General features: G+C 71.7%; 27 protein-coding genes. 15 read left to right on the plus strand and 12 right to left on the minus strand.

Going from position 1 to position 25711, the window contains the following annotated elements; all coding sequences use genetic code 11:
- Positions 1 to 85: 85 nt before the first annotated feature.
- Positions 86 to 1840 carry an aspartate--tRNA ligase gene (aspS, locus tag OHA86_RS18185; protein WP_329176686.1) on the minus strand — a complete coding sequence of 585 codons (1755 nt, stop codon included), beginning with the start codon at positions 1838 to 1840 and terminating at the stop codon, positions 86 to 88.
- A 201-nt stretch (positions 1841 to 2041) separates the two neighbouring features.
- Between aspS and OHA86_RS18190 the strand changes: the two genes are divergently transcribed.
- Positions 2042 to 4093, plus strand: a complete 2052-nt coding sequence (locus OHA86_RS18190; RefSeq protein ID WP_329176688.1) for an ATP-binding SpoIIE family protein phosphatase — start codon at positions 2042 to 2044, stop codon at positions 4091 to 4093.
- Between the two features lie 214 nt (positions 4094 to 4307).
- Here the strand turns inward: OHA86_RS18190 and OHA86_RS18195 are convergent, their stop codons facing one another.
- Genes OHA86_RS18195 through OHA86_RS18205 form a run of 3 tightly spaced genes read right to left on the minus strand, consistent with a single transcriptional unit; the run spans position 4308 to position 5424 of the window.
- The gene (locus tag OHA86_RS18195) at positions 4308 to 4697 is read right to left on the minus strand and encodes a type II toxin-antitoxin system VapC family toxin (RefSeq protein WP_329176689.1); all 390 of its coding nucleotides are present in this window, start codon (positions 4695 to 4697) and stop codon (positions 4308 to 4310) included.
- A gap of 2 nt (positions 4698 to 4699) precedes the next feature.
- Positions 4700 to 4975 carry a hypothetical protein gene (locus OHA86_RS18200; protein ID WP_329176691.1) on the minus strand — a complete coding sequence of 92 codons (276 nt, stop codon included), beginning with the start codon at positions 4973 to 4975 and terminating at the stop codon, positions 4700 to 4702.
- A 38-nt stretch (positions 4976 to 5013) separates the two neighbouring features.
- Positions 5014 to 5424 carry an ATP-binding protein gene (locus OHA86_RS18205; protein WP_329176693.1) on the minus strand — a complete coding sequence of 137 codons (411 nt, stop codon included), beginning with the start codon at positions 5422 to 5424 and terminating at the stop codon, positions 5014 to 5016.
- Positions 5425 to 5663: 239 nt separating this feature from the next.
- Between OHA86_RS18205 and OHA86_RS18210 the strand changes: the two genes are divergently transcribed.
- The 5 genes from OHA86_RS18210 (at position 5664) to OHA86_RS18230 (ending at position 9043) form a co-directional block, all read left to right on the plus strand.
- Positions 5664 to 6515 carry a helix-turn-helix domain-containing protein gene (locus OHA86_RS18210; RefSeq protein ID WP_329176695.1) on the plus strand — a complete coding sequence of 284 codons (852 nt, stop codon included), beginning with the start codon at positions 5664 to 5666 and terminating at the stop codon, positions 6513 to 6515.
- A gap of 11 nt (positions 6516 to 6526) precedes the next feature.
- Entirely contained in the window at positions 6527 to 6718 is a 192-nt protein-coding gene (locus OHA86_RS18215; protein ID WP_329176697.1) for a hypothetical protein, read from the plus strand.
- Positions 6719 to 7030: 312 nt separating this feature from the next.
- Positions 7031 to 7222 carry a hypothetical protein gene (locus OHA86_RS18220; protein WP_329176699.1) on the plus strand — a complete coding sequence of 64 codons (192 nt, stop codon included), beginning with the start codon at positions 7031 to 7033 and terminating at the stop codon, positions 7220 to 7222.
- A gap of 156 nt (positions 7223 to 7378) precedes the next feature.
- Positions 7379 to 7570 carry a hypothetical protein gene (locus OHA86_RS18225; RefSeq protein WP_329176700.1) on the plus strand — a complete coding sequence of 64 codons (192 nt, stop codon included), beginning with the start codon at positions 7379 to 7381 and terminating at the stop codon, positions 7568 to 7570.
- A 159-nt stretch (positions 7571 to 7729) separates the two neighbouring features.
- On the plus strand, positions 7730 to 9043 hold the full coding sequence (locus OHA86_RS18230; RefSeq protein WP_329176701.1) for a hypothetical protein: 1314 nt from the start codon (positions 7730 to 7732) through the stop codon (positions 9041 to 9043).
- 50 nt (positions 9044 to 9093) lie between these two features.
- Here OHA86_RS18230 and OHA86_RS18235 read toward each other — a convergent pair whose 3' ends face one another.
- The 6 genes from OHA86_RS18235 to OHA86_RS18260 form a co-directional block, all read right to left on the minus strand.
- Complete coding sequence (locus tag OHA86_RS18235; RefSeq protein WP_329176702.1) at positions 9094 to 9624, minus strand: hypothetical protein; 531 nt, start codon at positions 9622 to 9624, stop codon at positions 9094 to 9096.
- Positions 9621 to 10073 carry a hypothetical protein gene (locus OHA86_RS18240; protein WP_329176704.1) on the minus strand — a complete coding sequence of 151 codons (453 nt, stop codon included), beginning with the start codon at positions 10071 to 10073 and terminating at the stop codon, positions 9621 to 9623. The genes OHA86_RS18235 and OHA86_RS18240 overlap by 4 nt, the downstream gene beginning before the upstream one ends.
- Before the next feature lie 33 nt (positions 10074 to 10106).
- Entirely contained in the window at positions 10107 to 11951 is a 1845-nt protein-coding gene (locus OHA86_RS18245; protein WP_329176705.1) for an alpha/beta hydrolase, read from the minus strand.
- Positions 11952 to 11966: 15 nt separating this feature from the next.
- Positions 11967 to 12431, minus strand: coding sequence for a hypothetical protein (locus tag OHA86_RS18250; protein ID WP_329176707.1), 465 nt, complete (start codon positions 12429 to 12431; stop codon positions 11967 to 11969).
- Positions 12432 to 12664: 233 nt separating this feature from the next.
- Positions 12665 to 13627, minus strand: a complete 963-nt coding sequence (locus OHA86_RS18255) for a pirin family protein (RefSeq protein ID WP_329176709.1) — start codon at positions 13625 to 13627, stop codon at positions 12665 to 12667.
- Positions 13628 to 13818: 191 nt separating this feature from the next.
- On the minus strand, positions 13819 to 14262 hold the full coding sequence (locus OHA86_RS18260) for an SseB family protein (protein WP_410169979.1): 444 nt from the start codon (positions 14260 to 14262) through the stop codon (positions 13819 to 13821).
- Between the two features lie 172 nt (positions 14263 to 14434).
- Here OHA86_RS18260 and OHA86_RS18265 point away from each other — a divergent pair, with 172 nt between their 5' ends.
- The 3 genes from OHA86_RS18265 to OHA86_RS18275 all read left to right on the plus strand — a co-directional run bounded on the left by OHA86_RS18265 (position 14435) and on the right by OHA86_RS18275 (position 18001).
- Positions 14435 to 16261: an acyl-CoA dehydrogenase gene (locus tag OHA86_RS18265; RefSeq protein WP_329176713.1), complete on the plus strand. Its 1827-nt coding sequence runs from the start codon at positions 14435 to 14437 to the stop codon at positions 16259 to 16261.
- Between the two features lie 79 nt (positions 16262 to 16340).
- Positions 16341 to 17636: a M18 family aminopeptidase gene (locus OHA86_RS18270; protein WP_329176715.1), complete on the plus strand. Its 1296-nt coding sequence runs from the start codon at positions 16341 to 16343 to the stop codon at positions 17634 to 17636.
- Between the two features lie 128 nt (positions 17637 to 17764).
- A complete protein-coding gene (locus tag OHA86_RS18275; protein ID WP_329176717.1) occupies positions 17765 to 18001 on the plus strand; it encodes a hypothetical protein in 237 nt (78 codons plus the stop codon).
- Here OHA86_RS18275 and OHA86_RS18280 read toward each other — a convergent pair.
- On the minus strand, positions 17995 to 19824 hold the full coding sequence (locus tag OHA86_RS18280) for an NHL domain-containing thioredoxin family protein (protein ID WP_329176719.1): 1830 nt from the start codon (positions 19822 to 19824) through the stop codon (positions 17995 to 17997). The genes OHA86_RS18275 and OHA86_RS18280 overlap by 7 nt on opposite strands.
- Positions 19825 to 19864: 40 nt before the next feature.
- Here OHA86_RS18280 and OHA86_RS18285 point away from each other — a divergent pair, with 40 nt between their 5' ends.
- On the plus strand, positions 19865 to 20347 hold the full coding sequence (locus OHA86_RS18285; protein ID WP_329176720.1) for an LURP-one-related/scramblase family protein: 483 nt from the start codon (positions 19865 to 19867) through the stop codon (positions 20345 to 20347).
- Here the strand turns inward: OHA86_RS18285 and OHA86_RS18290 are convergent.
- Entirely contained in the window at positions 20334 to 21152 is an 819-nt protein-coding gene (locus OHA86_RS18290) for a carbon-nitrogen family hydrolase (RefSeq protein WP_329182456.1), read from the minus strand. The genes OHA86_RS18285 and OHA86_RS18290 overlap by 14 nt on opposite strands.
- 134 nt (positions 21153 to 21286) lie before the next feature.
- Between OHA86_RS18290 and OHA86_RS18295 the strand changes: the two genes are divergently transcribed.
- From OHA86_RS18295 to OHA86_RS18315, 5 genes are all read left to right on the plus strand, one after another.
- Entirely contained in the window at positions 21287 to 22111 is an 825-nt protein-coding gene (locus tag OHA86_RS18295) for a maleylpyruvate isomerase family mycothiol-dependent enzyme (RefSeq protein ID WP_329176722.1), read from the plus strand.
- A 389-nt stretch (positions 22112 to 22500) separates the two neighbouring features.
- Entirely contained in the window at positions 22501 to 24207 is a 1707-nt protein-coding gene (locus OHA86_RS18300; RefSeq protein WP_329176723.1) for an ATP-binding protein, read from the plus strand.
- Positions 24204 to 24671 carry a roadblock/LC7 domain-containing protein gene (locus OHA86_RS18305; protein ID WP_329176724.1) on the plus strand — a complete coding sequence of 156 codons (468 nt, stop codon included), beginning with the start codon at positions 24204 to 24206 and terminating at the stop codon, positions 24669 to 24671. The genes OHA86_RS18300 and OHA86_RS18305 overlap by 4 nt, the downstream gene beginning before the upstream one ends.
- A complete protein-coding gene (locus OHA86_RS18310) occupies positions 24668 to 25045 on the plus strand; it encodes a DUF742 domain-containing protein (protein WP_329176726.1) in 378 nt (125 codons plus the stop codon). The genes OHA86_RS18305 and OHA86_RS18310 overlap by 4 nt, the downstream gene beginning before the upstream one ends.
- Positions 25026 to 25649 carry a GTP-binding protein gene (locus OHA86_RS18315; RefSeq protein ID WP_329176727.1) on the plus strand — a complete coding sequence of 208 codons (624 nt, stop codon included), beginning with the start codon at positions 25026 to 25028 and terminating at the stop codon, positions 25647 to 25649. The genes OHA86_RS18310 and OHA86_RS18315 overlap by 20 nt, the downstream gene beginning before the upstream one ends.
- Positions 25650 to 25711 lie beyond the last annotated feature (62 nt).

Here is a 25711-nt window from a genome sequence, read left to right on the forward strand (position 1 = left end):
GTCGGCGGGTGCCCCATGGGGGCGCGGGGAACGCGGAAGCCCGCGCCCCCGGTGCGGAACCGGGAGCGCGGGCCTGGGCCTGGGGCTACTTCTGGCGGAGCTGGATGTGCAGCTCGCGCAGCCGGGTCGCGGAGACCTCCGACGGCGCGCCCATCAGAAGGTCCTGCGCGTGCTGGTTGAGCGGGAAGGCGATCGTCTCGCGGATGTTCGGCTCGTCCGCCAGCAGCATGACCATCCGGTCGACGCCCGGGGCGATCCCGCCGTGCGGCGGCGCGCCGAAGTGGAAGGCACGCAGCATCCCGCCGAATTCCGCCTCGACGGTCTCCTGGGAGTACCCGGCGATCTCGAACGCCTTGTACATCACGGCCGGTTCGTGGTTCCGGATGGCGCCGGACGACAGCTCGATGCCGTTGCAGACGATGTCGTACTGCCACGCCAGGATGTCCAGCGGGTCCTTGGTCTCCAGCGCTTCGAGGCCGCCCTGCGGCATCGAGAACGGGTTGTGCGAGAACTCGATCGCCCCGGTGTCCTCGTTGCGCTCGAACATCGGGAAGTCCACGATCCAGCAGAAGCGGAAGACGCCCTCGTCGTACTGCCCGGCGCGCTTGGCGGCCTCGACCCGGACCGGCCCCATGATCTTCGAGACCTCGTCGAAGTCGCCGGCGCCGAAGAAGATCGCGGTGCCCGGCTTGCCGCCGACCGCGTCGAGCAGGGCCGCCACATCGTCCTCGGTGAGGAACTTGGCGATCGGCCCGGTGAGCGCGTTGCCCTCGCCGACCCGGACCCAGGCCAGGCCCTTCGCGCCGAGCGAGACCGCGTACTCGCCGAGCTGGTCGAAGAACTTGCGCGGCTGCTCCGCGGTGCCGTGCACCGCCAGGGCGCGGACGTGCTTGTCGGCGAAGGCCTTGAAGTCCGAGCCGGCGAAGACCGCGGTGACGTCGACCAGTTCGAGCGCGGTGCGCAGGTCCGGCTTGTCGTTGCCGTACTTGAGCATCGACTCGCGGAAGGGGATCCGCGGGAAGGGCGAGGTGACCGTACGGCCGCCGCCCAGCTCGTTGAACAGGTCGGTCATCACCTTCTCGATGACGCCGAAGACGTCCTCCTGCTCGACGAAGCTCATCTCGACGTCGAGCTGGTAGAACTCGCCGGGCGAGCGGTCGGCGCGCGAGTCCTCGTCGCGGAAGCAGGGCGCGATCTGGAAGTAGCGGTCGAAGCCGGAGATCATCAGCAGCTGCTTGAACTGCTGCGGGGCCTGCGGCAGCGCGTAGAACCGGCCGGCGTGCACGCGGGAGGGCACCAGGAAGTCGCGGGCGCCCTCGGGGGAGGTCGCCGACAGGATCGGGGTGGCCATCTCGTTGAAGCCGAGCGCGGTCATCTCGCGGCGCAGGAAGGAGATGACCTGGGTGCGCAGCATGATGTTGCGGTGCATGCGCTGGCGGCGCAGGTCGAGGAAGCGGTTGGTGAGCCGCATCTCCTCGTTGGCGCTGTCCTCGGGGAAGACCGGGAAGGGCAGCGGGTCGGCGGCGCCGAGGACTTCGAGCGAGGTCACGTCGACTTCGACCTCGCCGGTCGGCAGCTCGGGGTTGACGTTCTCCGCCGAGCGGGCCAGGACGCGGCCGTCAACGCGGACCACGGACTCCTTGGACTGGCTGCTCAGCTCGTCGTAGACGGGCGAGCCGGGGCGGACCACGAGCTGTGTGAAGCCGTAGTGGTCGCGCAGGTCGACGAAGAGGATGCCGCCCAGGTCACGGCGATTGTGCAGCCAGCCGGACAGGCGGACGTCGGTGCCGACGTCGGTGGCGCGCAGCTCTCCGCAGGTGTGTGACCGGTACCGGTGCATCGTGGTTCGTCCAAGTCGTCAGGTCGTCGCGATGGTGGGGAACCCGCACAGCCTACCGGCGCCCGGGCTTCCTCCTCATCCGCGTATCCCTCCGCCTGCCCGCGCCGCGCACGCGGATCCGCCCCCGCGCCCCCTGGTGCCCGCCTCGCGCACGCGCGGTCACATTGCCTCATACCCTGAGTAAAACCGTAAACTGGGGCAATGCACACCGAGGACGTCCTCGCCGCCGTGGGCTCGGGCCTGTGGCAGTGGGACGAGGGCACCGGCACCGTCACGGTGGACGATTGTGCGGCGCGCCTGCTGGGGCTGTCGGGGGGCGCCGCCACGCACCGCTCGACCGCGGTGCGGGCCTGCCTGCACGCGGCGGACTTCGTGTCACTGAGCGCCGCGGTGTCGCTCGCCGCGTCCGAGGGCACGGTGGCGGAGTCCCTGGTGCGGGTGGTCGGCGACGACGGGACGGTGCTGCGCACGCTGCGGACCAGGGTCGCGCCGCGCGGCAGGCTGCTCAGCGGCACCCTGCACGAGGTGCACAGCGCCCGGCGCGAGGGCGCCCCCACCACCACGGACTGGCGGCGGGCCAGGGAGGCCTTCCTGCTGGACGCGGGCCGCGCGCTGGCCGAGGCCGACTCCACCACCGAGGTGCTGCGGGTCGCGGCGACCCTGTCGATGCCCGGCTTCTCGCCCGACGGGCTCGCCGTCTTCAGCGTGGAGGGCGACCGGCTGTCGATGATCGGCCACCACGGCCAGGAGATCGCCGACAACACCCTGCTCGACATGCCGCTGTCCACCGACTATCCGGCCGCGCTGGTGGCCCGCACCGGCCGCGCGGTCTACTTGCCGACGCCCGAGGCGTACGCGAAGCGCTTTCCCGCCGCCTGGCCGCTGGTCAAGCGGTACGGGCGGGTGTCGTGGGCGTATCTGCCGCTGGTGGTCGCCGGGACCACGACCGGCGCCTGGCTGGCGGCCTTCCGCGAGCCGGTCGCCTTCACCCCCGACGAGCGCTCGGTGCTCACCACCGTGGCCCGGATGCTCGGCCAGGCGCTGTCCAGGGCCGGCCTGCACGAGTCGGAGCGCGCGCTGACCGACGGCCTCCAGCGCACGATGCTGCCCACCCGCAAGCCCGGCGTCAGCGGTATGGCGGTGGCCGCCCGCTACGTCCCGACCGGTGGCGGCCTCCAGGTCGGCGGCGACTGGTACGACGTGATCGACCTGCCCTCGGGCCGCACCGCCATCGTCATCGGCGACGTCCAGGGCCACGACGTCAGGGCGGCGGGCCTGATGGGCCAGCTGCGGATCGCGCTGCGGGCGTACGCGGCCGAGGGCCACAGCCCCGACGCGGTGCTGTCCCGCACCTCCCGCTTCCTGGCCGGGCTCGGCGAGGAGCACCAGGCGGACGTGCGCTTCGCGACCTGCCTGTACGTGGAGATCGACCCGCTCACCGGCACCCTCGACGTGGTGCGGGCCGGCCACCCCGAGCCCGCGATACGCCTCGGCGACGGCACCACCATCGTGCGGCGCACCGCCGTGGGGCTGCCGCTGGGCATCGAGCCGGACTCGGACTACCCGACCACCACGATGGTCCTGGAGTCCGGGGAAGTGCTGCTGCTGTGCACCGACGGCCTGATCGAGACCGGCGGCCACGACCTGGAGACCGGCTGGCGCCGGCTGTCCCAGGCGCTGGCCGCCGGCCCCGCGAACGACCTGGAGGTCCTCGCCGACTCCCTGGTCCGGGCCGTCCACGGCCCCGCCTCGCACCACAGCACGGGGCCGCTTGCGGACCGCCGCGAGGACGACATCGCGCTGGTGCTGCTCCGCCGCGACCCCGACGGGCCGACCTGCGCGGTCCCGGTGCGCCGCACCATCCTCACGGTCTCCCAGGACGACCCGGGCCAGATCCGCTCCTGCCGCGACGACATCCGCGCCCTGCTGCACGACTGGGCGTCCGCCGAACAGGTCGAGTCCGCGGTGCTGCTGGTCTCGGAGGTCGTCACGAACGTCCTGGTCCACACCGACGGCGACGCCGTCCTGCTGGCCCAGGTCACCGGCATGCCCGGCACCCGCCGCCTGCACGTCGACGTCGACGACGCCTCCGACGACATGCCCCACCGCCGCTCCCCCGGCGAGATGGCCTCCTCGGGCCGCGGCCTGCTCCTGATGGAAGAGCTCGCCGACGCGTGGGGCGTCGACCCCCGCGGCGACGGCAAGTCCACCTGGTTCGAACTCTACGAATCCGCTCCCCGCGGCGCCTCCTGACCCCCGGCCCGGCCCCGCCGGGTGGGGGCGCCTTGAACCGTCGCGGGATTCCGGCTCGTACCGGCGACACGAGAATGGTGTCATCCGGTCATGCTGTCCTGACCGGCAACCGCGATGCGATCGCCGGATACCGGCCGAGGTCCCCCCGCATACCCGGCCCCATCGGAGACCCGGCGCCCCCGGCGTGCGCGGCACCCGTAGCGCCGGGTGGACTTCAGTCCATGACGTCGACGGCGCAGCGGATGCCGGACGCGCGGGCGAGGCGCCCGTCGGTCGTGAGCAGCGTGCACTCGTACACTTCGGCTGCGGCCACATAGGCGGCGTCGTACGCCGTGAGGTTCGCCCGCAGTTCCCACATACGCGGCAACAGGACTCGCGTGAGGGGGACCTCGGGGTCCCACTGGCCGAGAGCCGAGACCGCTTCCGCGGCGTGCTCGGCCGAGATCTTGCCGCCGAGCAGATTCCCGCGGATGACCGACAGGACCTCGACGCTCCAGTGCTCCGGAGCGATCCACCGGTCATCGGCGGCCAGCGCCGCCCGGCACCGGCTGCCGGTCCCGCCCTCGTCGAGCAGGGCGAAGGCGAAGACTGAGGCGTCGACCACGATCACTCCTGGACCTCCGGCCCGTCCGGCGCTCCGAGTCGGCGGTCGCGCCCCCGCCGCCCGTCCGCCAGCGTGCCCAGTACGTCACGTTTCGTGAGCGACGTGCCGTAGGACGTACCACTGAACCGTTCGAGCACGGCGAGGTTCTCGCTACGCCGGACCTCGTCCTTGATCACGTCGAAGAGGTACGCCTGGAGCGACTGCCCGCGGTTACGCGCGATGACTGCGAGCTTGTCACGCATGTCTTCCGGGACGTCCCGGATCTGAAGAGCCACCATGCATGCAAGTTTACATGCACGGGGGACGACCTGCGGGGTCATCCGGACTCGCCGAGGGCCAGGCCGGCGATGACGGACTTGCCGCGGAAGGGGCGGGGGACGACCGCCCAGACGGCGGCGAGCCCGTCGACCAGCAGCAGGCCGCGGCCCGACTCGGCGTCGGGCGGGGGCCGGTGGTCCACGGCGGGCTTGCCCGTACCCGGGTCGGAGACGGCCAGCCAGTAGTGGCCGTCAGCGGGCCACAGGACGAGTTCGACCTGGTCGTCGGCGCATGTGCCGTGCCGTACGGCGTTGGTGACCAGCTCGCTGGTGATCAGGCCCAGTTCGATGCCGAGTTGGGGCGGCAGCCCGTACGGCAGGGCTTCCGCGACGGCATGCCGCGCCCGCCCTACGGAGGAAGGGTGCGCGGGGAAGCGCCAGACGGTCGGCACGACAGGGATTTCGGGCATGGCGAACTCCGTTGCGGTGGTGAGGGTCCAAGGTCACCGGTGGCATGCCGCCCTGGTCGCGAGCACACCCGCCCCAGGGCGGACGGGCACACTCACGCGGTGCGCTTCCGGCGTCGCACTACGTAGCTACGCGGTACTACCGTAGAGCGTTGGGAGTACGTGTGCTACCTGTTCGCCTGTGCCCTGTTGGACCGGACTTCTGACCGCACGGCAGACTGAGCCCGGAGGAGAGGAAGCCCATGCCGCCGAGAAGCAACCCGACCGCACGCCAGCAGCGCCTAGGCGCGGAGCTGCGCAAACTGCGCGAGGACGCGGGGCTGTCCACCGAGCAGGCAGCCGCCCTGCTCGACACCAAGCGGACCGTCATCACCAGCACGGAAGCGGGACGCCACGGCGTCAGCCCGGAGCGGGTGCGGCGGATCGCCTTCGCCTACGAGTGCACCGACCAGGCGCTGATCGACGCGCTGGTCGCCATGTGCGGCGACCGCGTGCACGGCTGGTGGGAGGAATACCGGGCCGTCCTCCCCTCGACCTTCCTCGACATCGCCGAGCTGGAGTGGCGCGCCCAGGGCCTGCGGGTCAGCACCATCACGCACATGCCCGGCCAGTTCCAGACCGAGGAGTACGCACGCGCCCTCTTCCGGGCGGCTATCCCGCCGCTGCCGGCAACCGAGTTCGAAGCCAGGGTCGCGCACCGGGTGCAGCGGCACCGGACAGTCGACCGGCCGGACGCCCCGCCGTACGTACTGGTCGTCCACGAAGGAGCGCTGCGGACCGAGGTGGGCGGAAGGGCCGTACTGCGGGACCAGCTGGGCCACCTCATGGAGGCCGCAGACCGCGACAACGTCACCATCCAGGCCATCCCCTTCTCCGCAGGCGCGTTCCCCGGCTCAGGCCAGTCGATCCTGTACGCCCGCGGCCGAGTACCCCGCCTGGACACCGCGCTGCTGGACCGCGCCACAGTCGGCGAGTTCCTGCACGCCGAGGCGCACTTGTGCAAGTACCGGCTGCAACTCGACGCGATGCAGCGCATCGCGCTTGCGCCGGAAGAGAGCCTCGATCTCATGCACGCCATCGCATCCCAGCTCTAGGAGAGTTCACCGTGCCCGACATCACTTGGGAAGCCCCTTTCTGCCAGGACGCGAGCAACTGCTTCCGCATCGGCACCGACGCGGACGGCAACGCCTACATAGCCGTCAACGGCCACGAAGAGCACCACCTCACCGACTCCCGCGAAGCCCTCCGCACCCTCATCACCGACATCAAGGCCGGCAAGGCCGACCACCTGCTCTGACCCACCGGCGTCGGAAGGTGCACAGGCGCCGGAAGCAGAGGCCGAAGGTGATCAGCGGGCCACCGCCGCCGAGGTGCCTCTTCCGCGTGGCTCGGAGCCGAGCCCGGCAGTCTCCCGGATCCCGCTGACGCTGGAGTCCGGGCCGTTCTTCACGACCGTCCAGGGTCCGGGCTTCGGTAACTCCGGCCTTGATGCGCACCCTGCCGCGTACGACACTCGACAGGGCGGCGACCTACGTCCTCACGCGACCGACGCGGTCCCGCGTCGTCAAATCCGCGGGATCACACGCGAATGCCGAGGAGACCACACCTGATGTCCGACATCACCTGGGAAGCCCCTTTCTGCGGGGAAGGCAGCTCATGCTTCCGCATCGGCACCGACGCGGACGGCAACGCCTACATAGCCGTCAACGGCCACGAAGAGCACCACCTCACCGACTCCCGCGAAGCCCTCCGCACCCTCATCACCGACATCAAGGCCGGCAAGGCCGACCACCTGCTCTGACCCGGCAACGGCACGAGGCACGGGAGCACCGGGATCAGACGTCCAAGGAGATCAGCGGGTCACCGCCATGGAGGCGGCCCCGTCTTCACCTGACCGGCGCGGTCCCGCGACCTCATCCGCGAGATCGCGCGCCACCTTTGAGGAGACCAGACCCCGATGTCCGACATCACGTGGGAAACCCCCTTCTGCGCAGAAGGCAGCTCATGCTTCCGCATCGGCACCGACGCGGACGGCAACGCCTACATAGCCGTCAACGGCCAGGAAGAGCACCACCTCACCGACTCCCGCGAAGCCCTCCGCACCCTCATCACCGACATCAAGGCCGGCAAGGCCGACCACCTGCTCTGATCCGCCGACGGCAGGAGGCTCCGCCGTCCACGTCCGCCCGGGCAAGGGCACGGCGGGGGCAAGGCGCCTGCACCCGGGCGTGCCCGTCCGGACGTACCGGCGGGCAGGGCGCGGCGGTGACAGTGGACGTTCCAGTTCATGCTCAGAGGGGACGTACGCATGCGTGCGCAGCAAACCGGTGGCGAGCAGTCGAGGGGACCGCAGCGCCCGGGGGCCGCGAAGGCCGTGCGGGCGCCCCGGTCCGGCGGCGGGGCGGACGCCGAGTCGATGCTGCGGCTCCAGCGCCTCGCCGGGAACGCGGCGGTGTCCCGCATCATCGAGGAGCAGCGGCACGCGCACACCGCGGACCGCGGGCACCCGCCCGCCGCCCCCGCGGTCCAGCGCATGCAGCCGGACGAACTGCACCAGCACCCGCCGGGTCCCGCGGTGCGGGTGCGGGGTCCCCGCAAGTCCCGGGCGGGCGACCGCACACCGAACGCGCTGACGGCGGACGAATGGCAGACTCTGCCGCAGGCCACCCGGGACGCCAGCCAGAAGCAGCGTGTGGAGATCGACGCGGACCCGCAGACGCTCCAGGAGACCGATTCGGCGCTCCACTACAGCCTGGGCGGCGTCGGCAGGCTGGCGCCGGGCGTTCCGTGGGAGGCCGGGCGCGGCGCGGTGGTGGAGGGCATCGGCCGCGCCGACCCGCGGACGCGCGGCCACTGGAACCGCCAGGACGCCCGCGACACACAGCTCGGCCTCGACGCGCGAGCCACACGCGACGCGTACGCGGAACAACCCGAGGACCGGCAGCGGCGCCACCAGGCCGTGGACGACACCCTGGAGGGCGCAGGCGCGGAGGACGCGATGGGCGATCTGCGCGCGCTGCTGGACCAGTTCGAGGGCGTGGCCATCGGCGGCGCCCACTCCGGGGCGCGGATCTGGCAGTTCCTGGGCACGCACATGGAGCAGATCCAGGCCGCCGGTGTGCGCACCCTCTACCTGGAGAGCATCCGGGACGACGGTTACCAGTCGCACGTCGACACGTACCTCGCAGGCGGGGCGATGAGCCCCGAACTGCGGGCGTTCGTCACCCGCTACGACAGCAACATGAACCTCGGCGCGACCGGGCTGGAACCCGTGCTGGAGGCCGCCCGGACCCACCGCATCCGGGTCAAGGGCCTGGACGGCCGCCCGGCCCGCCGTCCCACGATGTCGGCGACCGCCCTCTTCGAGCGCATCGCCGCCATGAACACCTACGCCACCCAGGCCGTCGCCAACGACCGGCGCCGTCCGTCTGCGGCGGGCGGCTACCTCATGGAGCTGGGCAGCGCGCACACCGGCATGTACGCGGGCCCGTCGCAGGAGGCGTCGGTGCACGGAGCGCCGTTCCAGGTGGACGAGGGCTTCCCCGGCGTGGACGACCTGCTGGGCATCCCGGCGGTCGGCTACGAGGACGACGACCGCTTCCGCCGCCTGCCCAACTCCTGACGGCAGGGCCGGCGGAGACGGCCGAGGACCGCCCTGCGGTCCTTACGACGTCACGAGGCGCGGAAGCACTGGGAGTACACGTTGAAGGTGATCAGCGGCTCGTGATTGTCCAGGCCCTTCCGCCAGGTGGCGTCGAGCTGCGCTTTCGTCGCGGTGTGGACGGCGAGGATCTCCTGGTTCTTGTTCATGCTGGAGTCCGGGCCGTTCTTGACCACCTTCCAGCCCTGCTTGGGGAGGTTCGCGGCAAGATTGGTCATCGCCTTGCCCAGGGTGGCGTTGTCCACCCCGTACAGCGACCACATCTGCAGCATCTCGCGGTTGGGGCTGTCGTCCTTGCCGTCGTCGCACGACGTGTCGGTGGGACTGCCGTCCGGGGGGCCGCCCTCGGTCGTCTTCCCCGTGACGTGCGTCATGTCCGCGACCGCCCCGGACTGCGCGGCGACCTCGCTCCTGACGTCCCCGGCGTCGCGCGCCGGGGTGCCACCGCCGCCGCCGCATCCCGCGGCGAGTACGAGGACGCTCGCGCACGCCACGACCCGCCAGCCGCGGCGTGCTCCGTTCACGATGGCGGTCGGCGTCACAGGCCTGGCTCCTCTGCGGGGATGAACAAGCGGGAGTGGACGTTGAAGGTGATCAGCGGCTCGTGCCCGTCGAGGCCCTTCATCCAGGTGGCTTCGAGCTGGGCGCGCGTCGCCATGTGGACGGCAAGGATCTCCTGATTGCTGTTCCTGCTGGAGTCCGGGCCGTTCTTCGCCACCGTCCAGCCCCGTTCGGGCAGCCGGTCGGCGAGTGCGGCCATTCCGCGCCCCAGCACGTCGTTGTCCACTCCGTACAGGGACCACAGGTGCGTGATGGTGTGGAATCTGTCGGGGTCGGCCCCCTCGTCCCACGGCAGTTCCATGGGACCGCCCGCCGTGACCCTGCCCTTGATGCGCACCATGTCGAGTACGGCGCTGGACAGTGCGGCGACCTCCGCCTTCACTTCGCCGGCGGGACGGACCCGCGGCTCGTACCCGAAGTCGTCGGACACGTCGCTCCTTTCCCCATTGCCTCGGATGTCCGTCTACCTCGGATTTCCGTACGGCGACGCGTAGACGAGCTTGGCGTCACCGTAGCGGCCCACGATGACGTCGGCCTGGTTCTGCAGGCTGACCGACGGCTTGCCGTTGTGCATGTTCCAGTACGCGCTGTGGTCGCCGGCGTCCGACTGCATGACGTTGCCGCCGAACGCCCTGTCGGTCGGGATGTTCCCGTCGCCGCCGAGCCCCATCGCGCGCCCGCCGTCGCGGACGATGTGGTCGTTGCCGCCCGCTCCCTCCGCCCACATGTGCGTGGGGTCGAGGCCGAGGTCGCCGGGGTGCGCGGCCTGCATGCCGGGGCTGCCGGCCACGACCACGTCATCGACGGGCATGGGGTCGCCCGCCCAACCGTCGTCGGGGTAGGTGTACTTGGCGGTGTCGCCGATGAGCGTGCTGCCGTAGCTGTGGCCGATGAGCGTGGTGTGCGCCCGGCCTCCGGTGGCCGCTTCGTGGGCCGCGGCATTGCCGTCGATGAAGCCGCGCAGCGCGGGCGCGCCGTCGTGCGCGTACGAGTCCTGGGTGGCCTGCGGAATCGTGTCGGGGGCGTTGTAGTCGAGCCAGGTGATGGTGGAGATCTTGGCGTTGGGGTCCAGCTGATGGCTCGCCTGCCACAGGTTCACCCCCCGGTTGAGGTCGCCGCCGATCTTGTCGAGCTTCGACCCCGTGCCCGGGACGTATATGGCCGTGTGATCGGCGGTGTCCGGATTCCCGTTGGCCACGATGGCCTTGCCGTCGCCCTTTCCGTCCGGGTCGAAACCGAGAAGATACGCCTCGGGCAGGCCGTCGGTGCCGGTGGCGTCGAAACGGGCCTGGATGGCGTCCATCCCCTTCAACCGGCCCCGCACACCGTCCAGCTTGCTGTACTGGTCGCCGTACTCCGCGTTCCACACCGTCCACTCGGGGGTGTGCACGCCCCTGCCGGAGGGATCCGCGATGTCGGCCCACTCCTTCGGCGGCGGCGGAATCGCGTCCAGCTGGTGCTGGTAATTGCCGCGGGTCTCGGCGAGGACCGTGCGGTTGGCCTCGTCGCGGACGTCGGCGGGCAGGCCGTCGAGGGCGCCGATCCTGCCGGGGTAGGCCGCGAGATAGTCGGCCTGGTCCTGCGGGGACAGGCTCTTCCACCAGGCCGCGTTGTCGGCGGCCTGGCCGTGCGCGGGCGGCGCCTTGAGGTGGCCGAGGTAGGACGCCGCGTCCTTGTCGACGCCTGCCATGTCCTGCTGGGCGTCGGCCCAGTCCGCGGCGGAGACCGTGAGGTCGTCGTCGGCCCGGAGCTTGCGCAGCTGCGGGCCCCACTTGTCGTCCACGGCCGTGGCCTCGTTCAGCGCGTCGAAGATCCGGTCGGCGATGTCCTGCGCGACGGCGTGGTGCGGGTTGGGGTCGACGCCTGCGGCCTGGTGGGCGATAGCGCGGGCCGTCGGGTCCGCGGCGCTCGTCGCCGTACCGCCCGCCACCGTCTTGCCGTCCTCCTCGCCACCGGCGGGGAAGCCGACAGAACCGTCGTCGCCCACCGTGAACCTGTGGGCCGCCGCGTCCGCGACGGCGGCGTCGAACTTCTTCTTGGCCGGGCCGATATCGGAGGCGAACGCGCGCAACGCCGTACTGATCAGGCCGCATTCCACTTGTATGTAGTGGAAGTTCTGTGCCACCTCGCTGAGCTGGGTGTGCGCCGCGTCCGCGCCGACGCCCGCCAGCTTGCCGCGCATCTTCGCGCTGATGCTGTTCTCGATGTCGTCCTTGCCCTGGCTGGCCGCGTCGCTCAACGTGCGGTAGCCGGCCGCCAGGCCTTCGAACTGGGAGGTCTTGAGCGCTTTGAGAGCTGGTACGTCCACCGGCCGGCCCGCCTTCTACTGACCGCCGACGGCGGGTGTGTCCTTGTAGCCGTCGTCCAGCTTGTCGAAATCGGCCTTGGTGGCCGTGTCGCTGACGCACAGGGCCGCCCCCGCGGCCGTCAGCTGGCCCTTCAACGCGTCGCACCTGGTCAGCAGGCTTGAGACATAGCCGCTCCACGTGGGGTGGAGCTCGGCCTGGGCCGTTAACGTCTGAAAGGTGCAGTCGGAGAACTGGACGCTGGTGTCCATGCCCTGCTGCGCCTCGTAGAGCTTGAGGCCGGCCTTCGACAGGTTGTCGGCCAGCGTCCCCACGCCCTGCGCCGCCGCCTTCCACGCGGCCATGTCCGACGCCAGCCGCGCGTCCCCGCCGGTGGCGTCCGGTGTGCCACCGCCGCCGGCCGCGTCGGCGTGCGCCAGCGTCAACACCGGTCCGCCGGACACCTCCTGCTTGATCTGGGCCCATTCCGCTTCGAACGACATGGCACCCACCCCCTCCCTGATCCTCCATCACCCCGGATGGAACGTCAGGGCCACCCTAGTTTGCTTTGCTCTTCGTATGACATGAGTAGCCGTACTCAGGTCACCGAGGGGCTCTGCCCGGCCGGACGGCCGCGGGCCCGCGCCCCGGGAAGAGCTCCCGGGGCCGTACCGCGGAAGGGCCGCGCCCGGGGGAGGGCCTCGGCGCGCGGGAGGCGGCGCGCCCGAGGCAGACCTCAGTGGCCGTAGGGCGAATCCGCCGGGACCGTGCCCAGGCGGCCGGCCTGGAAATCGTCGAAGGCCTGGGCCAGCTCCGCGTGGGTGTTCATCACGAACGGGCCGTACTGCATCATCGGCTCGCGGATCGGGAGGCCGCCCAGCAGGACGAACTCGAAGTTCGCCGACCGGGAGTCCTGCGTCTCGGCGGCCCGCACCGTCAGGGTGTCGCCGGCGCCGAAGACGACGGCCTGGCCCATGGCGAAGGGGCGGGACTGGGGGCCCGCGAAGCCGGTGCCGGCCAGGCCGTAGGCGAGGGCGTTGAAGTCGGCCCGCCAGGGGAGCGTGACCGAGGCTCCGGCGTTGAGGGACACGTGGGTCATGGTGATCGGCGTGTGCGTGGAACCGGGGCCGACGTGGCCGCCGAGGTCGCCGGCGATCAGCCGGATGAGGGCGCCGCCGTCCTCGGAGGTGAGCAGCTTCAGGCCGCCGGCCCTGATGTCCTGGTACTTCGGCGGCATCATCTTGTCGGCCTTGGGGAGATTCACCCACAGCTGGAGGCCGTGGAAGAGGCCGCCGCTGAGCACCAGCGACTCCGGCGGCGTCTCGATGTGCAGCAGCCCGGACCCGGCGGTCATCCACTGGGTGTCGCCGTTGGTGATGGTGCCGCCGCCACCGTGCGAGTCCTGGTGGATGAAGGTGCCGTCCATGATGTACGTGACGGTCTCGAAGCCGCGGTGCGGGTGCCAGGGGGTGCCCTTCGGCTCGCCTGCGGCGTAATCCACCTCACCCATCTGGTCCATCATGATGAACGGGTCGAGGTGCCGGTAGTCGATGCCGGCGAAGGCGCGGCGGACCGGGAAGCCCTCCCCCTCGAAGCCGCTGGGGGCGGTGCTGACGGCCAGCGCCGGGCGGGGCCGGGCTTCGGCGGGTGCGGTGACGCGCGGCAGGCTCAGCGGGTTCTCTACGGTCACGGCGGGCATGGGGGGCCTCCTAGTGGACGTTGCGGTTCCAATGTAGTTGAACTCTGAACATCTCGCAACGCGTAACCATTCCCTCACCCGATCGGCGAGCGGAAAACCCGGCGGCCACGCCCGGGAGCAGGCCGGAGATCACGCCGGCGACCACGCCGGAAAACCCGGAAACAAGCAGGTCGAGCCCCGGAGCGGGACGGTCAGCCGTACATCCGGCGCATCGTGAAGTCCACCATCTGCTCGACCGCCTTGGCGTCGAAGACCATCCGGTGCTGGCCGTCGATGTCGAGCACGAAGCCGTAGCCGGTCGGCAGCAGGTCGAGCACCTCGGCGCCGGTGATCACGAAATACTTCGACTCCTTGCCCGCGTAGCGCCGCAGCTCCTTGAGCGAGCTGAACATCGGGATCACCGGCTGCTGCGTGTCGTGCAGCGCCAGGAAGCCGGGATTCTCGCCGCGCGGGCAGTACACCTTGGACGTGGCGAAGATCGCCTGGAAGTCCTCGGCCGACAGCGAGCCCGTGGTGAAGGCGCGGACGGCGTCGGCCAGCGACGGCGGCGAGGGCTCGGGATAGCCGGACATGGGCGCGGCCCCACCGGGAGCCGGCCCTGGGCCGGGATTCACGCTCTGGTCGTAGCCGTACACGGGCCCTAGCGTAACGGGGAAGCGCGCACCCCCATCGAGGAACGGCGGGTAACAGCCACCCGGGGGCGAGGAACCCGTCACATCCGGCCGCCGGGGGTTGCTTCTTATTACTGACGGGTAGCATCATGGGGATACGTTTTTGTGACAGCAGCAGCGATACGGAGCCGTCGTCATGGGCCACTACAAGTCGAACCTCCGCGACATCGAGTTCAACCTCTTCGAGGTGCTCGGCCGCGACCAGCTCTACGGCACGGGTCCGTTCGCCGACATGGACGCCGACACGGCCAAGGACGTCCTGGCCGAGCTGACCCGGCTGGCGGAGAACGAGCTGGCCGAGTCCTTCGCCGACACCGACCGCAACCCGCCGGTCTTCGACCCGGACACCAACACCGCGCCGCTCCCCGACACGTTCAAGAAGAGCTACGCGGCCTTCATGGACGCCGAATACTGGCGGCTCGGCCTGCCCGAGGAGATCGGCGGCACGACCGCGCCCCGCTCCCTGATCTGGTCGTACGCCGAGCTGGTGCTCGGCGCGAACCCGGCGGTCTGGATGTATTCCTCGGGCCCCGCCTTCGCGGGCATCCTCTACGAGGAGGGCACCGAGCAGCAGAAGAGGATCGCCGCGCTCGCGGTCGAGAAGCAGTGGGGCTCCACCATGGTCCTCACCGAGCCCGACGCGGGCTCCGACGTCGGCGCGGGCCGCACCAGGGCCGTCAAGCAGGACGACGGCAGCTGGCACATCGAGGGCGTCAAGCGCTTCATCACCTCGGGCGAGCACGACATGTCCGAGAACATCCTGCACTACGTGCTGGCCCGCCCCGAGGGCGCAGGACCCGGCACCAAGGGCCTGTCGCTGTTCATGGTGCCGAAGTACGAGTTCGACCACGAGACCGGCGAGCTGGGCGCGCGCAACGGCGTCTACGCCACCAACGTCGAGCACAAGATGGGCCTGAAGGCGTCCAACACCTGCGAGATGACCTTCGGCGACCAGCACCCCGCCAAGGGCTGGCTGATCGGCGACAAGCACGACGGCATCCGGCAGATGTTCCGGATCATCGAGTTCGCCCGCATGATGGTCGGCACGAAGGCCATCGCGACGCTGTCCACCGGCTACCTCAACGCGCTGGAGTACGCCAAGGAGCGCGTGCAGGGCCCCGACCTGGCGCAGTTCATGGACAAGGCCGCGCCCAAGGTCACCATCACCCACCACCCCGACGTGCGCCGCTCGCTGATGACGCAGAAGGCGTACGCCGAGGGCATGCGCGCCCTGGTCCTCTACACCGCCTCCGTCCAGGACGCGATCCAGGTCGCCGAGGCGACCGGCGCCGACGCCAAGCAGCTGCACGGGCTCAACGACCTGCTGCTGCCGATCGTCAAGGGCTACGGCTCGGAGAAGTCCTACGAGCAGCTCGCCCAGTCGCTCCAGACCTACGGCGGCTCGGGGTACCTCCAGGAATACCCGGTCGAGCAGTACATCAGGGACGCCAAGATCGACACCCTCTACGAGGGCACCACCGCGATCCAGGGCCAGGACTACTTCTTCCGGAAGATCGTCCGCGACCAGGGGCAGGCGCTGACCGCGCTGAGCGAGGAGATCAAGAAGTTCCTGGCCGAGGCCACCGGCGGGGCGGAACTGGCCGACGCGCGCGACCAGCTCGCCAAGGCCGCCGCCGACCTGGAGGCCATCGTCGGCACCATGCTGACCGACCTCGCGGCCACCGAGCAGGACGTCCGCTCGATCTACAAGGTCGGCCTCAACACCACCCGGCTGCTGCTCGCCTCCGGTGACGTCGTCGTGGCCTACCTGCTGCTCAAGGGCGCGGGTGTGGCGCTGGACAAGCTGCCGTCGGCGTCGCGCAAGGACACCGCCTTCTACACCGGCAAGGTCGCCGCGGCCAAGTTCTTCGCGACGAACATCCTGCCGGGCGTCGGGGTGCAGCGCGCGATGGCCGAGGCCGTCACGCTGGACGTGATGGACCTGCCGGAAGAGGCGTTCTGACCGCGGCGCCGCCACGGCTTGCCGCCGGGTGCCGCCACCTGGCCGGTGGCGGCACCCGGCGTTTCCTATGCTGGCCGGTATGAGTCCGTCAGCGCGCACCTTCGACCGCACCCACACCGACGACCTGGCCGCCTTCGTCCAGGCAGGACCGTCCCCCTACCACGCGGTCGCCACCGTCGCGGCCCGGCTGGAGGAGGCCGGATTCCGCCAGGTCGCCGAGACCGACGCCTGGGACGGCGAGAGCGGCGGGAGGTACGTCCTGCGCGGCGGGGCCGTCATCGCCTGGTACGTGCCGGCGGACGCGCGCCCCGAGACCCCCTTCCGGGTGGTCGGCGCCCACACCGACTCGCCCAACCTGCGGGTCAAGCCGCGGCCCGACATGGGTACGGCCGGCTGGCGGCAGGTCGCCGTCGAGATCTACGGCGGCCCGCTGCTCAACAGCTGGCTCGACCGCGACCTGGGCCTGGCCGGCCGGCTGTCGCTGCGCGACGGCTCCACCGCCCTGGTCAACGTCGACCGCCCGCTGCTGCGGGTCGCCCAGCTCGCCGTCCACCTCGACCGCGGCGTCAACGACAACGGGCTCAACCTCGACCGGCAGCGGCACCTCCAGCCGCTGTGGGGCCTCGGCGAGGTCCACGACGGCGACCTCGTCGACTTCCTGGCCGCCGAAGCCGGCCTCGACCCGGACGACGTCACCGGCTGGGACCTCATGACGCACGACGTGCAGCCCCCGGCGTACCTGGGCCGGGACCGCGAGCTGTTCGCCTCCCCCCGGCTGGACAACCTGCTGTCCGTGCACGCCTGTACGGCCGCGCTCATCGCCGCCGTCGAGGCCGGCGGACTGGACGCCATCCCGGTGCTGGCCGCCTTCGACCACGAGGAGAACGGCAGCCAGTCCGACACCGGCGCCCAGGGGCCGCTGCTCGGCAACGTCCTGGAGCGCTCGGTGCACGCCCGCGGCGGCGGCTACGAGGACCGGCTGCGGGCACTGGCCGGCACCGTCTGCGTCTCCTCCGACGTCGGCCACGCCGTGCACCCCAACTACGCCGAGAAGCACGACCCGACGCACCACCCGTACGCCAACGGCGGCCCGATCCTCAAGACGAACGTCAACCAGCGCTACGCCACCGACGGGTCAGGGCGGGCGCTGTTCGCCGCCGCGTGCGAGCGGGCCGGAGTGCCCTTCCAGCACTTCGTGTCCAGCAACGCGATGCCCTGCGGCACGACGATCGGCCCGATCGCCGCGGCCCGCACCGGCATCACCACGGTCGACATCGGGGTGCCGATCCTGTCCATGCACTCGGCCCGCGAACTGTGCGGCGCCGACGACCCGGCGTATCTCGCCACCGCTCTGACCGCCTTCCTGGCCGGCTGACCCGGCCGGGCGGCGGGCGGGGCGAAAGGGGCGAGCGGCCAACGGTCCGTCACCAGGGGATGTTTGGGCGGGAGATGCCGGGTAGGCGGTGTCTAGGAGCCTGAACTCCACCTCTGGAGGCGGACATTGTGGGTATCGGTGGCTGCATCATCCTGATCGCCATAGGGGCGGTCATCACCTTCGCGACGGACTGGCACGCCAAGGGCGTGAACATGGACCTGCTCGGCCTGATCATGATGGCCGTCGGCATCATCGGCATGGCGGCCTATGTGAGCATCTTCAAGCGGCGCCGGATCCCCCCGACGGCAAACGGCGATGTGCCGCCCGTCGTCGAGGAGCGCTACTACTCGGACCGGCGCTACTGAGCCGCGTCCATCCCTGCGAGGACCAGTGCGAGGCGGGTGTCGCCGGCGTCGGTGAGTCGGACCGGCACACCCCAGTCCTGCTGGTGCACATGGCAGGCCGGATACTCGTTGGCGGGGTCGTCGTCGCAGGACGCGGCCATCGCCGAGACGTGCAGCACCCCCTCCGGCACGGAGGGGTCGAGCACCAGGTCACGGGAGAGGTCGGTGCCCTTGCCCGCGCCGTCCGCCAGCAGTTCCGGCGGGGTGGCACTGACCATCAGCCGGGTGGACGGGCCGTAGCGCTCGTCCAGCTTCTGCCCGGCGGGAGCGGAGAAGACCACGTCGAGCCGGAAGGCCCCGGCGGTGACATCGGTGGCCGCCCGCCGCGTGCGGTGGGCGACCGCCTCCACGCGTACCGCCTCCTCGGGCAGGTGCATCCGGGTCAGCCGGTGACGGGCCGACTCGACGACCACGATGTCCCCGTCCACCACCGCCGCGTCCGAGGGTTCGCGCAGGTCGGTGGCCAGAGTGCTGACCTCGCCTGTCGCCGGGTCGTACCGGCGCAGCGCGTTGTTGTACGTGTCGCTGACCGCGACCGAGCCGTCCGGCAGGCCCGTCACGCCGAGCGGGTGCTGGAGCAGCGCCTGCCCCGCGGGGCCGTCGCGGTGGCCGAAGTCGAAGAGACCGGTGCCGACGGCCGTGCGGATGACGTACCCCTCGCCGTCGTTGGCGCGCTCCGCCCAGCGCAGCGCCGACGTCTCGGAGTCGGCGATCCACAGCCGGTCCCCCGCCGCCGCGAGCCCCGACGGCTGGGCGAACCACGCGTCGGCGGCCCTGCCGTCGACCAGGCCCTCGTTGGTGGTGCCCGCCGCGACCTCGACCCGGCCGGCCGCCGGGTCGTACGTCCACAGCTGGTGCACGCCGGCCATGGCGATCCACAGCCGGTCCTCGAACCAGGCCACGTCCCACGGTGAGGACATGTCCACCTCGCGCGCGTCGCCGCTGGTCGGCGAGCCCTGCCACCACTGGCGGCCGGTGCCGGCGACCGTGGTGACCCGGCCGCTCTCCAGGTCGAGGTGCCGCAGCGCGTGGTTGACCGTGTCGGCGACGATGACGCCGCCGTCGGGCAGCAGCGCCAGGCCCTGCGGCTCGCTGAAGCGCGCGGTCGCCGCGTCCCCGTCCGCGAAGCCGCGCTCGCCCGCGCCGATCCGGCGTACGACGCTCTCGCCGTCCGCCGCCAGCTCCACCAGCGCGTGCCGCGTCGAGTCCGACACCAGGTAGTGCCCGGACCCGGGCAGCGCCAGCATCTTGCCGGGGAAGCGCAGGTCGGTCGCGACGGGCTCCGGCGGTACGTACACCCCGTCGCCGCGCCGCAGCGTGCCCTTCGCGCCGTGCTCGGCCTCCAGCTCCACGACCAGCTTCTCCAGCGCGTGCGCGTGGCCCTCGCCCGCGTGCTGCGCGACCACGTAGCCCTCCGGGTCGATCACCACCAGCGTGGGCCACGCCCGTACCGCGTACTGCCGCCAGGTGGCCAGCTCCGGGTCGTCCAGCACCGGGTGGTGCACCTCGTAGCGCTCGACGGCGTCCACCACCGCCTGGTGCTCCGCCTCGTGCACGAATTTCGGGGAGTGCACACCGACGATCACCACAGTGTCACGGTGCCGCTCCTCCAGCTCCCGCAGCTCATCGAGAACGTGCAGGCAGTTCACGCAGCAGAAGGTCCAGAAGTCCAGGATCACGATGGATCCGCGCAGGTCGGCGAGGGTAGGGGCGGCCCCGCCCGTATTGAGCCAGCCGCCCTTGCCGGTCAGCTCGGGCGCCCGGACGCGTGCACGTGCAGTCATATCCCCATCCAACAGCATCACCGGGGGTAGGCATTCCCCTATGAAATACGTGGTGCACGAGAAGATGTTCGCCATCGGCGACGACTACTGGATCGAGGACGAGGAGGGCCGCCGCGCCTTCTACGTCGACGGCAAGGTGCTGCGGGTCCGCGAGACCCTGGAACTGCAGGACCCGGACGGCGCTGTCGTGGCCGTCATCCACCGCAAGCTCGTGAGCGTCAGGGACGCCATGACCATCGAGCGGGGCGGCGACGTCCTGGTCACCGTCCGCAAGAAGCGGCTCGCCCTCCTCCACGACGTCTACCGCGCCGAGCTGGCCTCGGGCGAGGAGCTGGAGATCCGCGGTGACCTCATCGGAAAGGAATTCGACATCGAGTACGACGGTGAGCGCCTGGCCCGCATCTCGCGCCGCTGGTTCTCGGTGCGGGACGCGTACGCGGTGGACATCGAGCGGCCCGACGCGGACGCGGCGATGCTCATCGCGGTGGCGGTCTGCGTCGACCGCCTGGTCACGAAGGAGTAGCCGCCCCCGGGGGCCGGGGCGTCCCCAGGACGCGGTCGCGCAGGACCGGGAAGTCCTTGCGGGTCGCGGCGACCCGGGAGGGGTCGAGGTCGCAGCCGATGACCTCCTCGCCGGGGCCCGCCTCGGCGAGGACGGCCCCCCACGGGTCGACGACCATGCTGTGCCCGGCCTGCTCGACGCCGGCGTGCGTCCCGGCCGTACCGCAGGCCAGGACGTACGCCTGGTTCTCGACGGCGCGGGCCTGCACCAGGATCCGCCAGTGCGCCAGCCGCGCGGCGGGCCACCCGGCCGGGAGGACGACCACTTCGGCTCCGGCGTCCACCAGCAGCCGGAACTGCTCGGGAAAGCGCAGGTCGTAGCAGGTCGCGAGGCCGAGCACGGCCTGCGGCAGCCGGGCCGCGACGATCCGGTCGCCGGCCGCCATGACCACGGCCTCACCGCGGTCGAAGCCGAAGCGGTGGATCTTGCGGTACGTGGCGTGCAGGGTGCCGTCGGGCGCGAAGAGCAGCGAGGTGTTGTAGAGCGGGCCGTCGGGCCACGGGTCGCGTTCGACGACCGACCCGGCGTGCAGCCACACCCCGGCGTCCCGCGCGGCGGCGCTCATCGCCTCCGCGGTGGGTCCGCCGCCGGCCTTTTCGGCCCCGGCCGCGAAGTCGTCGGAGGCGAAGGCGCCGACGGTCCACAATTCGGGCAGCACGACAAGATCCGCCCCCGCCTGGGCGCGGACGAGGGCCGCCGCACGGCTCCGCCGGTCGCCGGCGCTCTCCGCCGGGTCGACCTCGATCTGGACAAGCGTTGCGCGCACCTGGACACCGCCCATACGTTGGGTCGTCAAGCCGGGCCTACCATCGTCACTCGAAAGCACTGCGTGGGCGCCCGCGCGCAGCGTAACTTAGGCGCCAACCGCCACGACCGCGCACCGATCCGTCGAGGGGTCCCGTGACCGTCCACAGCAAGCTCCAGCCGTACATCGACGCCTGGACCCACTCCATAGAATCCATCAACGAACTGGTGTCCCCACTGGCCGAGGGCGAGTGGAACCGCCGCACGGAGTGCCCCTACTGGTCGGTGCGCGACATCGTGTCCCACATCATCGGTTTCGAGTGCGAACTGCTCGGTGATCCGCGCCCGATCCACACGCTTCCCAGCGACCTGCGGCACATCACGAGCGAGACCGCGCGCTACACGGAGGTGCCGGTCGACACCCGGCGCCACCACACGGCCCCCGAGATGACCTCGGAGCTGGACTACACCATCATCCGCAGGTCCCGGCAGCTGCGCAACGAGTCGCGGGAGCCGGACGCGGAGGTGCGCGCCATCGGCGGCGGCGAGATCACCCTTGAGGAGCAGCTGTGGAGTCGCGTCTTTGACGTATGGGTGCACGAGCAGGACCTGCGCAGGGCGCTCGACCAGCCCGGCAATCTGGCGTCCGCCGCGGCCGTGCTCTCCCGGGACTACGTGCTGCGGTCGCTGCCGAAGCTGGTCGCGCACGACGCGGGTGCCAAGCCCGGGTCCGCGGTGGTCTTCGACGTGCACGGGCCGCTGGAGTTCATGCGGACGGTCCGGGTCAACGCGGAGGGCCGCGGCTCGGTCGACTCGGCGGTCTCGCTCGGCCCGGCGGTGACCTTCGTCCTGGACTGGGAGACCTTCCTGCGGCTGCTGACCGGGCGGGTGCGGCCCGCCGCGGTCGCCGACCGGCTCAAGACCGAGGGCGACCCGGCGCTGGCCGACGCGATTCTGCAGAACATCGCCGTGACGCGCTGACGCGCCGAGACGGCCGTCCGACCCGCGAAGGGCCGGTGCCGACGGGTGGTCCACCCGTCGGTGCCGGCCTTCGGCATGTGTCGGCGCGGCCTTCCCGCACGGGCCGGCGGTGGCCCTTCGCGGGTGTCGGCGCTGACCCTTCGCGGGTGTCGGCGGTGGCCCTTCGGCATGGGCGGCGCCAACGCATTGCATAAAACCGACGGATCGTCAAGACCGGTGTTAATGGGTGGACTTCGGCGAGTAAGGTGCACAGCGCGGCAATCCTCGCGACTCTCGCGTCCCGGGGGATGCTCCGCATTCCGCCGCCACTCCTCACCCGTAGCCCCCATCGCCCCCACTTCTCACGGCAGGCGGCCGGCTGTCGGCCACCGCCACGAGGTAGCACATCGATGTCAGCCGCACAGCAGCCCGCGCCCTTCCCGCCTCCTTCCCCGTCCGCAGGCCCGCCCCGCTGGGCGCCGGCGCTGCTGGTCCACGGCCCGCCGGTGGCCGCCGCGCTCGCGGTCGCCGTGGTCGGCGGCTGGGCGGTGTCGCGCACCGGCGCCGCCGACCGGGCCACGGTCGCCGTGCTGGCCGGAGCGACGGCGCTGCTGCTGGGCGCAGTCGTCGCGCTCGCCGGCCTGTGGTCGCGTACGGCCGGCAAGCTCGCGGCGGAAGCCGCGCGGGCCGGCCTGGCGGCCGAGACCGCCGGGGCCGCGGTCGCGGAACAGGCCGCGCTCCAGGCCGGTCTGGCGGCCGAGACCGCGCGGGCGACGGCGCTGGAGCGGGAGGCCGACCGGCTGACCGACGTGATCCTGCCCCGGGCGGTGGAGCAGCTGCGCTCCGGCAAGTCGGCGCCGACGGTGCTGGCCAGGCTGGAGCGCTCGCCGGGCGCCGCCCACCAGCGGCTGCTGGAGGCGGTGGTCGGCGAGGTCGGCGCCAGTGAGCGGATGAGGGCCGCGGTGATGGCGGCCTGCGCAAACACCGCCAGCCGGGTGCAGGCGCTGTCCACCAGCATGCTCGCCGACCTGCGCGACATGGAGATGCGGCACAGCGAGGACGTGCTCGGCGATCTGCTGCTGCTGGACCACCAGACCGCGCAGGCGGGCCGGATGGCCGACAGCATCGCGGTGATCACCGGATCGCGCTCGGGCCGCCGCTGGACCCGGCCGATCGTCATGGAGAGCGTCCTGCGCGGCGCGCTGGGCCGGATCAACGCCTACCGCCGGGTGCGGCTGCACTCCGCCTCCACCGCGGCGGTCGCCGGTTACGCGGCCGAGGGCGTCATGCACGCGCTCGCCGAGATCATGGACAACGCGACCACCTTCTCGCCGCCGACCGAGGAGGTGCACGTCTACGTCCAGGAGACGCACACCGGGGTCGTCGTCACCGTGGAGGACGGCGGCCTGGTGATGCCGCCCTCGACGCTGCTGCGGGCCGAGAAGCTGGTGTCGGCGGCGCCGCTGGACCTGCGGGACCTGTCGGGGACCCGGTTCGGGCTCGCGGTGGTGGGCTGCCTGGCCCGCAAGTACGGCCTGACGGTGTCCTTCCGCCCGTCGTCGCGGGGAGGCACGGGTGTGGTGGTGCTGATCCCGCCGAAGCTGATCACCCGGCCGCGCGAGGACTGGCCGCCGCTGCCCGCGCAGGACCTGTGGCAGTACGACCGCACCCCGGCGGGCCTGCCCGCGCGCGGGGCGCTGACGGACGCGGGACGTACGGACGCGGGACGTACGGGCCCGGGCGGCGCGGACCGGGCGCGTACCGGCCCTGAGCGCACCGACCGGGAGCGCGGCACCGACCGGCAGCGTTCGGACGGCGTACGGACCGGCGGCGCGCGGACCGCCGTGGCGCCGGCCGTCCCGCTGCCCAAGCGGGCCAGGGGCCGCACCCTGGCCGACTCCGGGCACCTGGGCCTCATCGCCGCCGCCGCGCAGCCGCCGTCCCCGGCCGCCCTGGAGCGGGACGCGCAGGCCCGGGCCACGTCCGGCGAGCGCTTCCGGGCCTTCCGCCGGGCCGCGCTCGGCGAGCCGCCCGTACCGCCGCTGCCGCACCAGGCACGGAAGGCTGGGCGGGCCGCCGCCGCAGAACCGCACACAGGACAGGACACCGATCGATGACCACGACCGACCGCAGCCTGGACTGGCTGCTGGAGAATCTGCTGGCGAAGACCCCGGGCGCCCGGCACGCGCTGGTGCTGTCCAGGGACGGGCTCAAGCTGTGCCTGTCGTCGGGCCTGACCGCCGACCGGGCCGACCAGCTCGCCGCCATCGCGTCCGGCATCCAGAGCCTGGCGCACGGCGCCTCGGTGGAGTTCGGCGACGGCAGCGGCGGGGTCCGGCAGTCGATGACCGAATTCCACGGCGGCATCCTCTTCATCGTGGAGGCGGGCGAGGGCGCGCACCTGGCGGTGGTCGGCGACGACGAGGCCGACCCCGGCATCGTCGGGCACACCATGAACGAGCTGGTCGAGCAGATCGGCGCCTATCTGCGGGCCGATCCGCGCGGCACCGACCCGCGCGGGGCCGCCGGCCGGCCGGACCTGCCGGCCGCACGGCTGCCCGGCGGGAGGCAGCCGGCATGACCCCGGGCCGGGATCCGGGCCGCGGTCCGGTGGACAGCGGTGAGCCGGACCGGCTCTACGTCGTCACCGGCGGCAGGTCCCGCACCCACGAGGACTCCTTCGACCTGGTGACCCTGGTGGTCAGCGAGGCCGAGCCGGCCCGCGGCATGCAGTCCGAGCACATCCGGATCCTGGAGCTGTGCCGCCGGCCGATGGCCGTCGTGGAGCTGTCGTCGTACGTGGGCCTGCCGGTCGGCGTGGTCAAGATCCTGCTCTGCGACCTGCTGGACACCGGCCTGATCACCGCCCGCCACCCGTCCTCGGCGGGCCGCGGCCGCCAACTGCCGCCCCGCGAGACGTTGAAGAAGGTGCTCCTTGCCCTCCAGAAGCTCTGAGCGCGCCGCCGTGCGCGCCGCCGCCGCAGCTCCGCTGCGTGCCACCGCCGCCGAGGGCCTGAAGATCGTCGTGGTGGGCGGCTTCGGGGTGGGCAAGACCACCCTGGTCGGCTCGGTCAGCGAGATCCGCCCGCTGAGCACCGAGGAGACGATGACGCAGGCGGGTGTGGGCGTCGACGAGCTGAAGAGCTCGGCCGCCAAGACCACCACCACCGTCGCCTTCGACTTCGGCCGGATCACCCTGGACGACGAGATGGTGCTCTACCTCTTCGGCGCCCCGGGCCAGGAGCGCTTCTGGTTCCTGTGGGACCGGCTGTTCTCCGGCACCCTGGGCGCCGTCGTGCTGGTCGACACCCGCCATGTCGCCGACTGCTGGTATTCCCTCGACCGCCTCGAACACCACGGGCTGCCCTTCATCGTGGCCCGCAACAACTTCGGGGAGCCGGAACACTCACTGGAGCAGCTGCGGGAGGCGCTGTCGCTGCCGCCCGGCGTCCCGCTGATCGACTGCGACGCGCGCGAGCGCGACTCCGGCGTCGAGGTGCTGACCGCCCTCGTCCACCACCTGCACACCCTGTCGTACGCCCGGGAGACCACGCCGTGACGACCCACCAGGACCACCCCCTGACACCGGACGCGGCCGACGCGCCGGACGAACCCGCGGTG

Origin of the sequence: Streptomyces sp. NBC_01477 (assembly GCF_036227245.1) — a bacterium.
GTDB lineage: Bacteria > Actinomycetota > Actinomycetes > Streptomycetales > Streptomycetaceae > Actinacidiphila.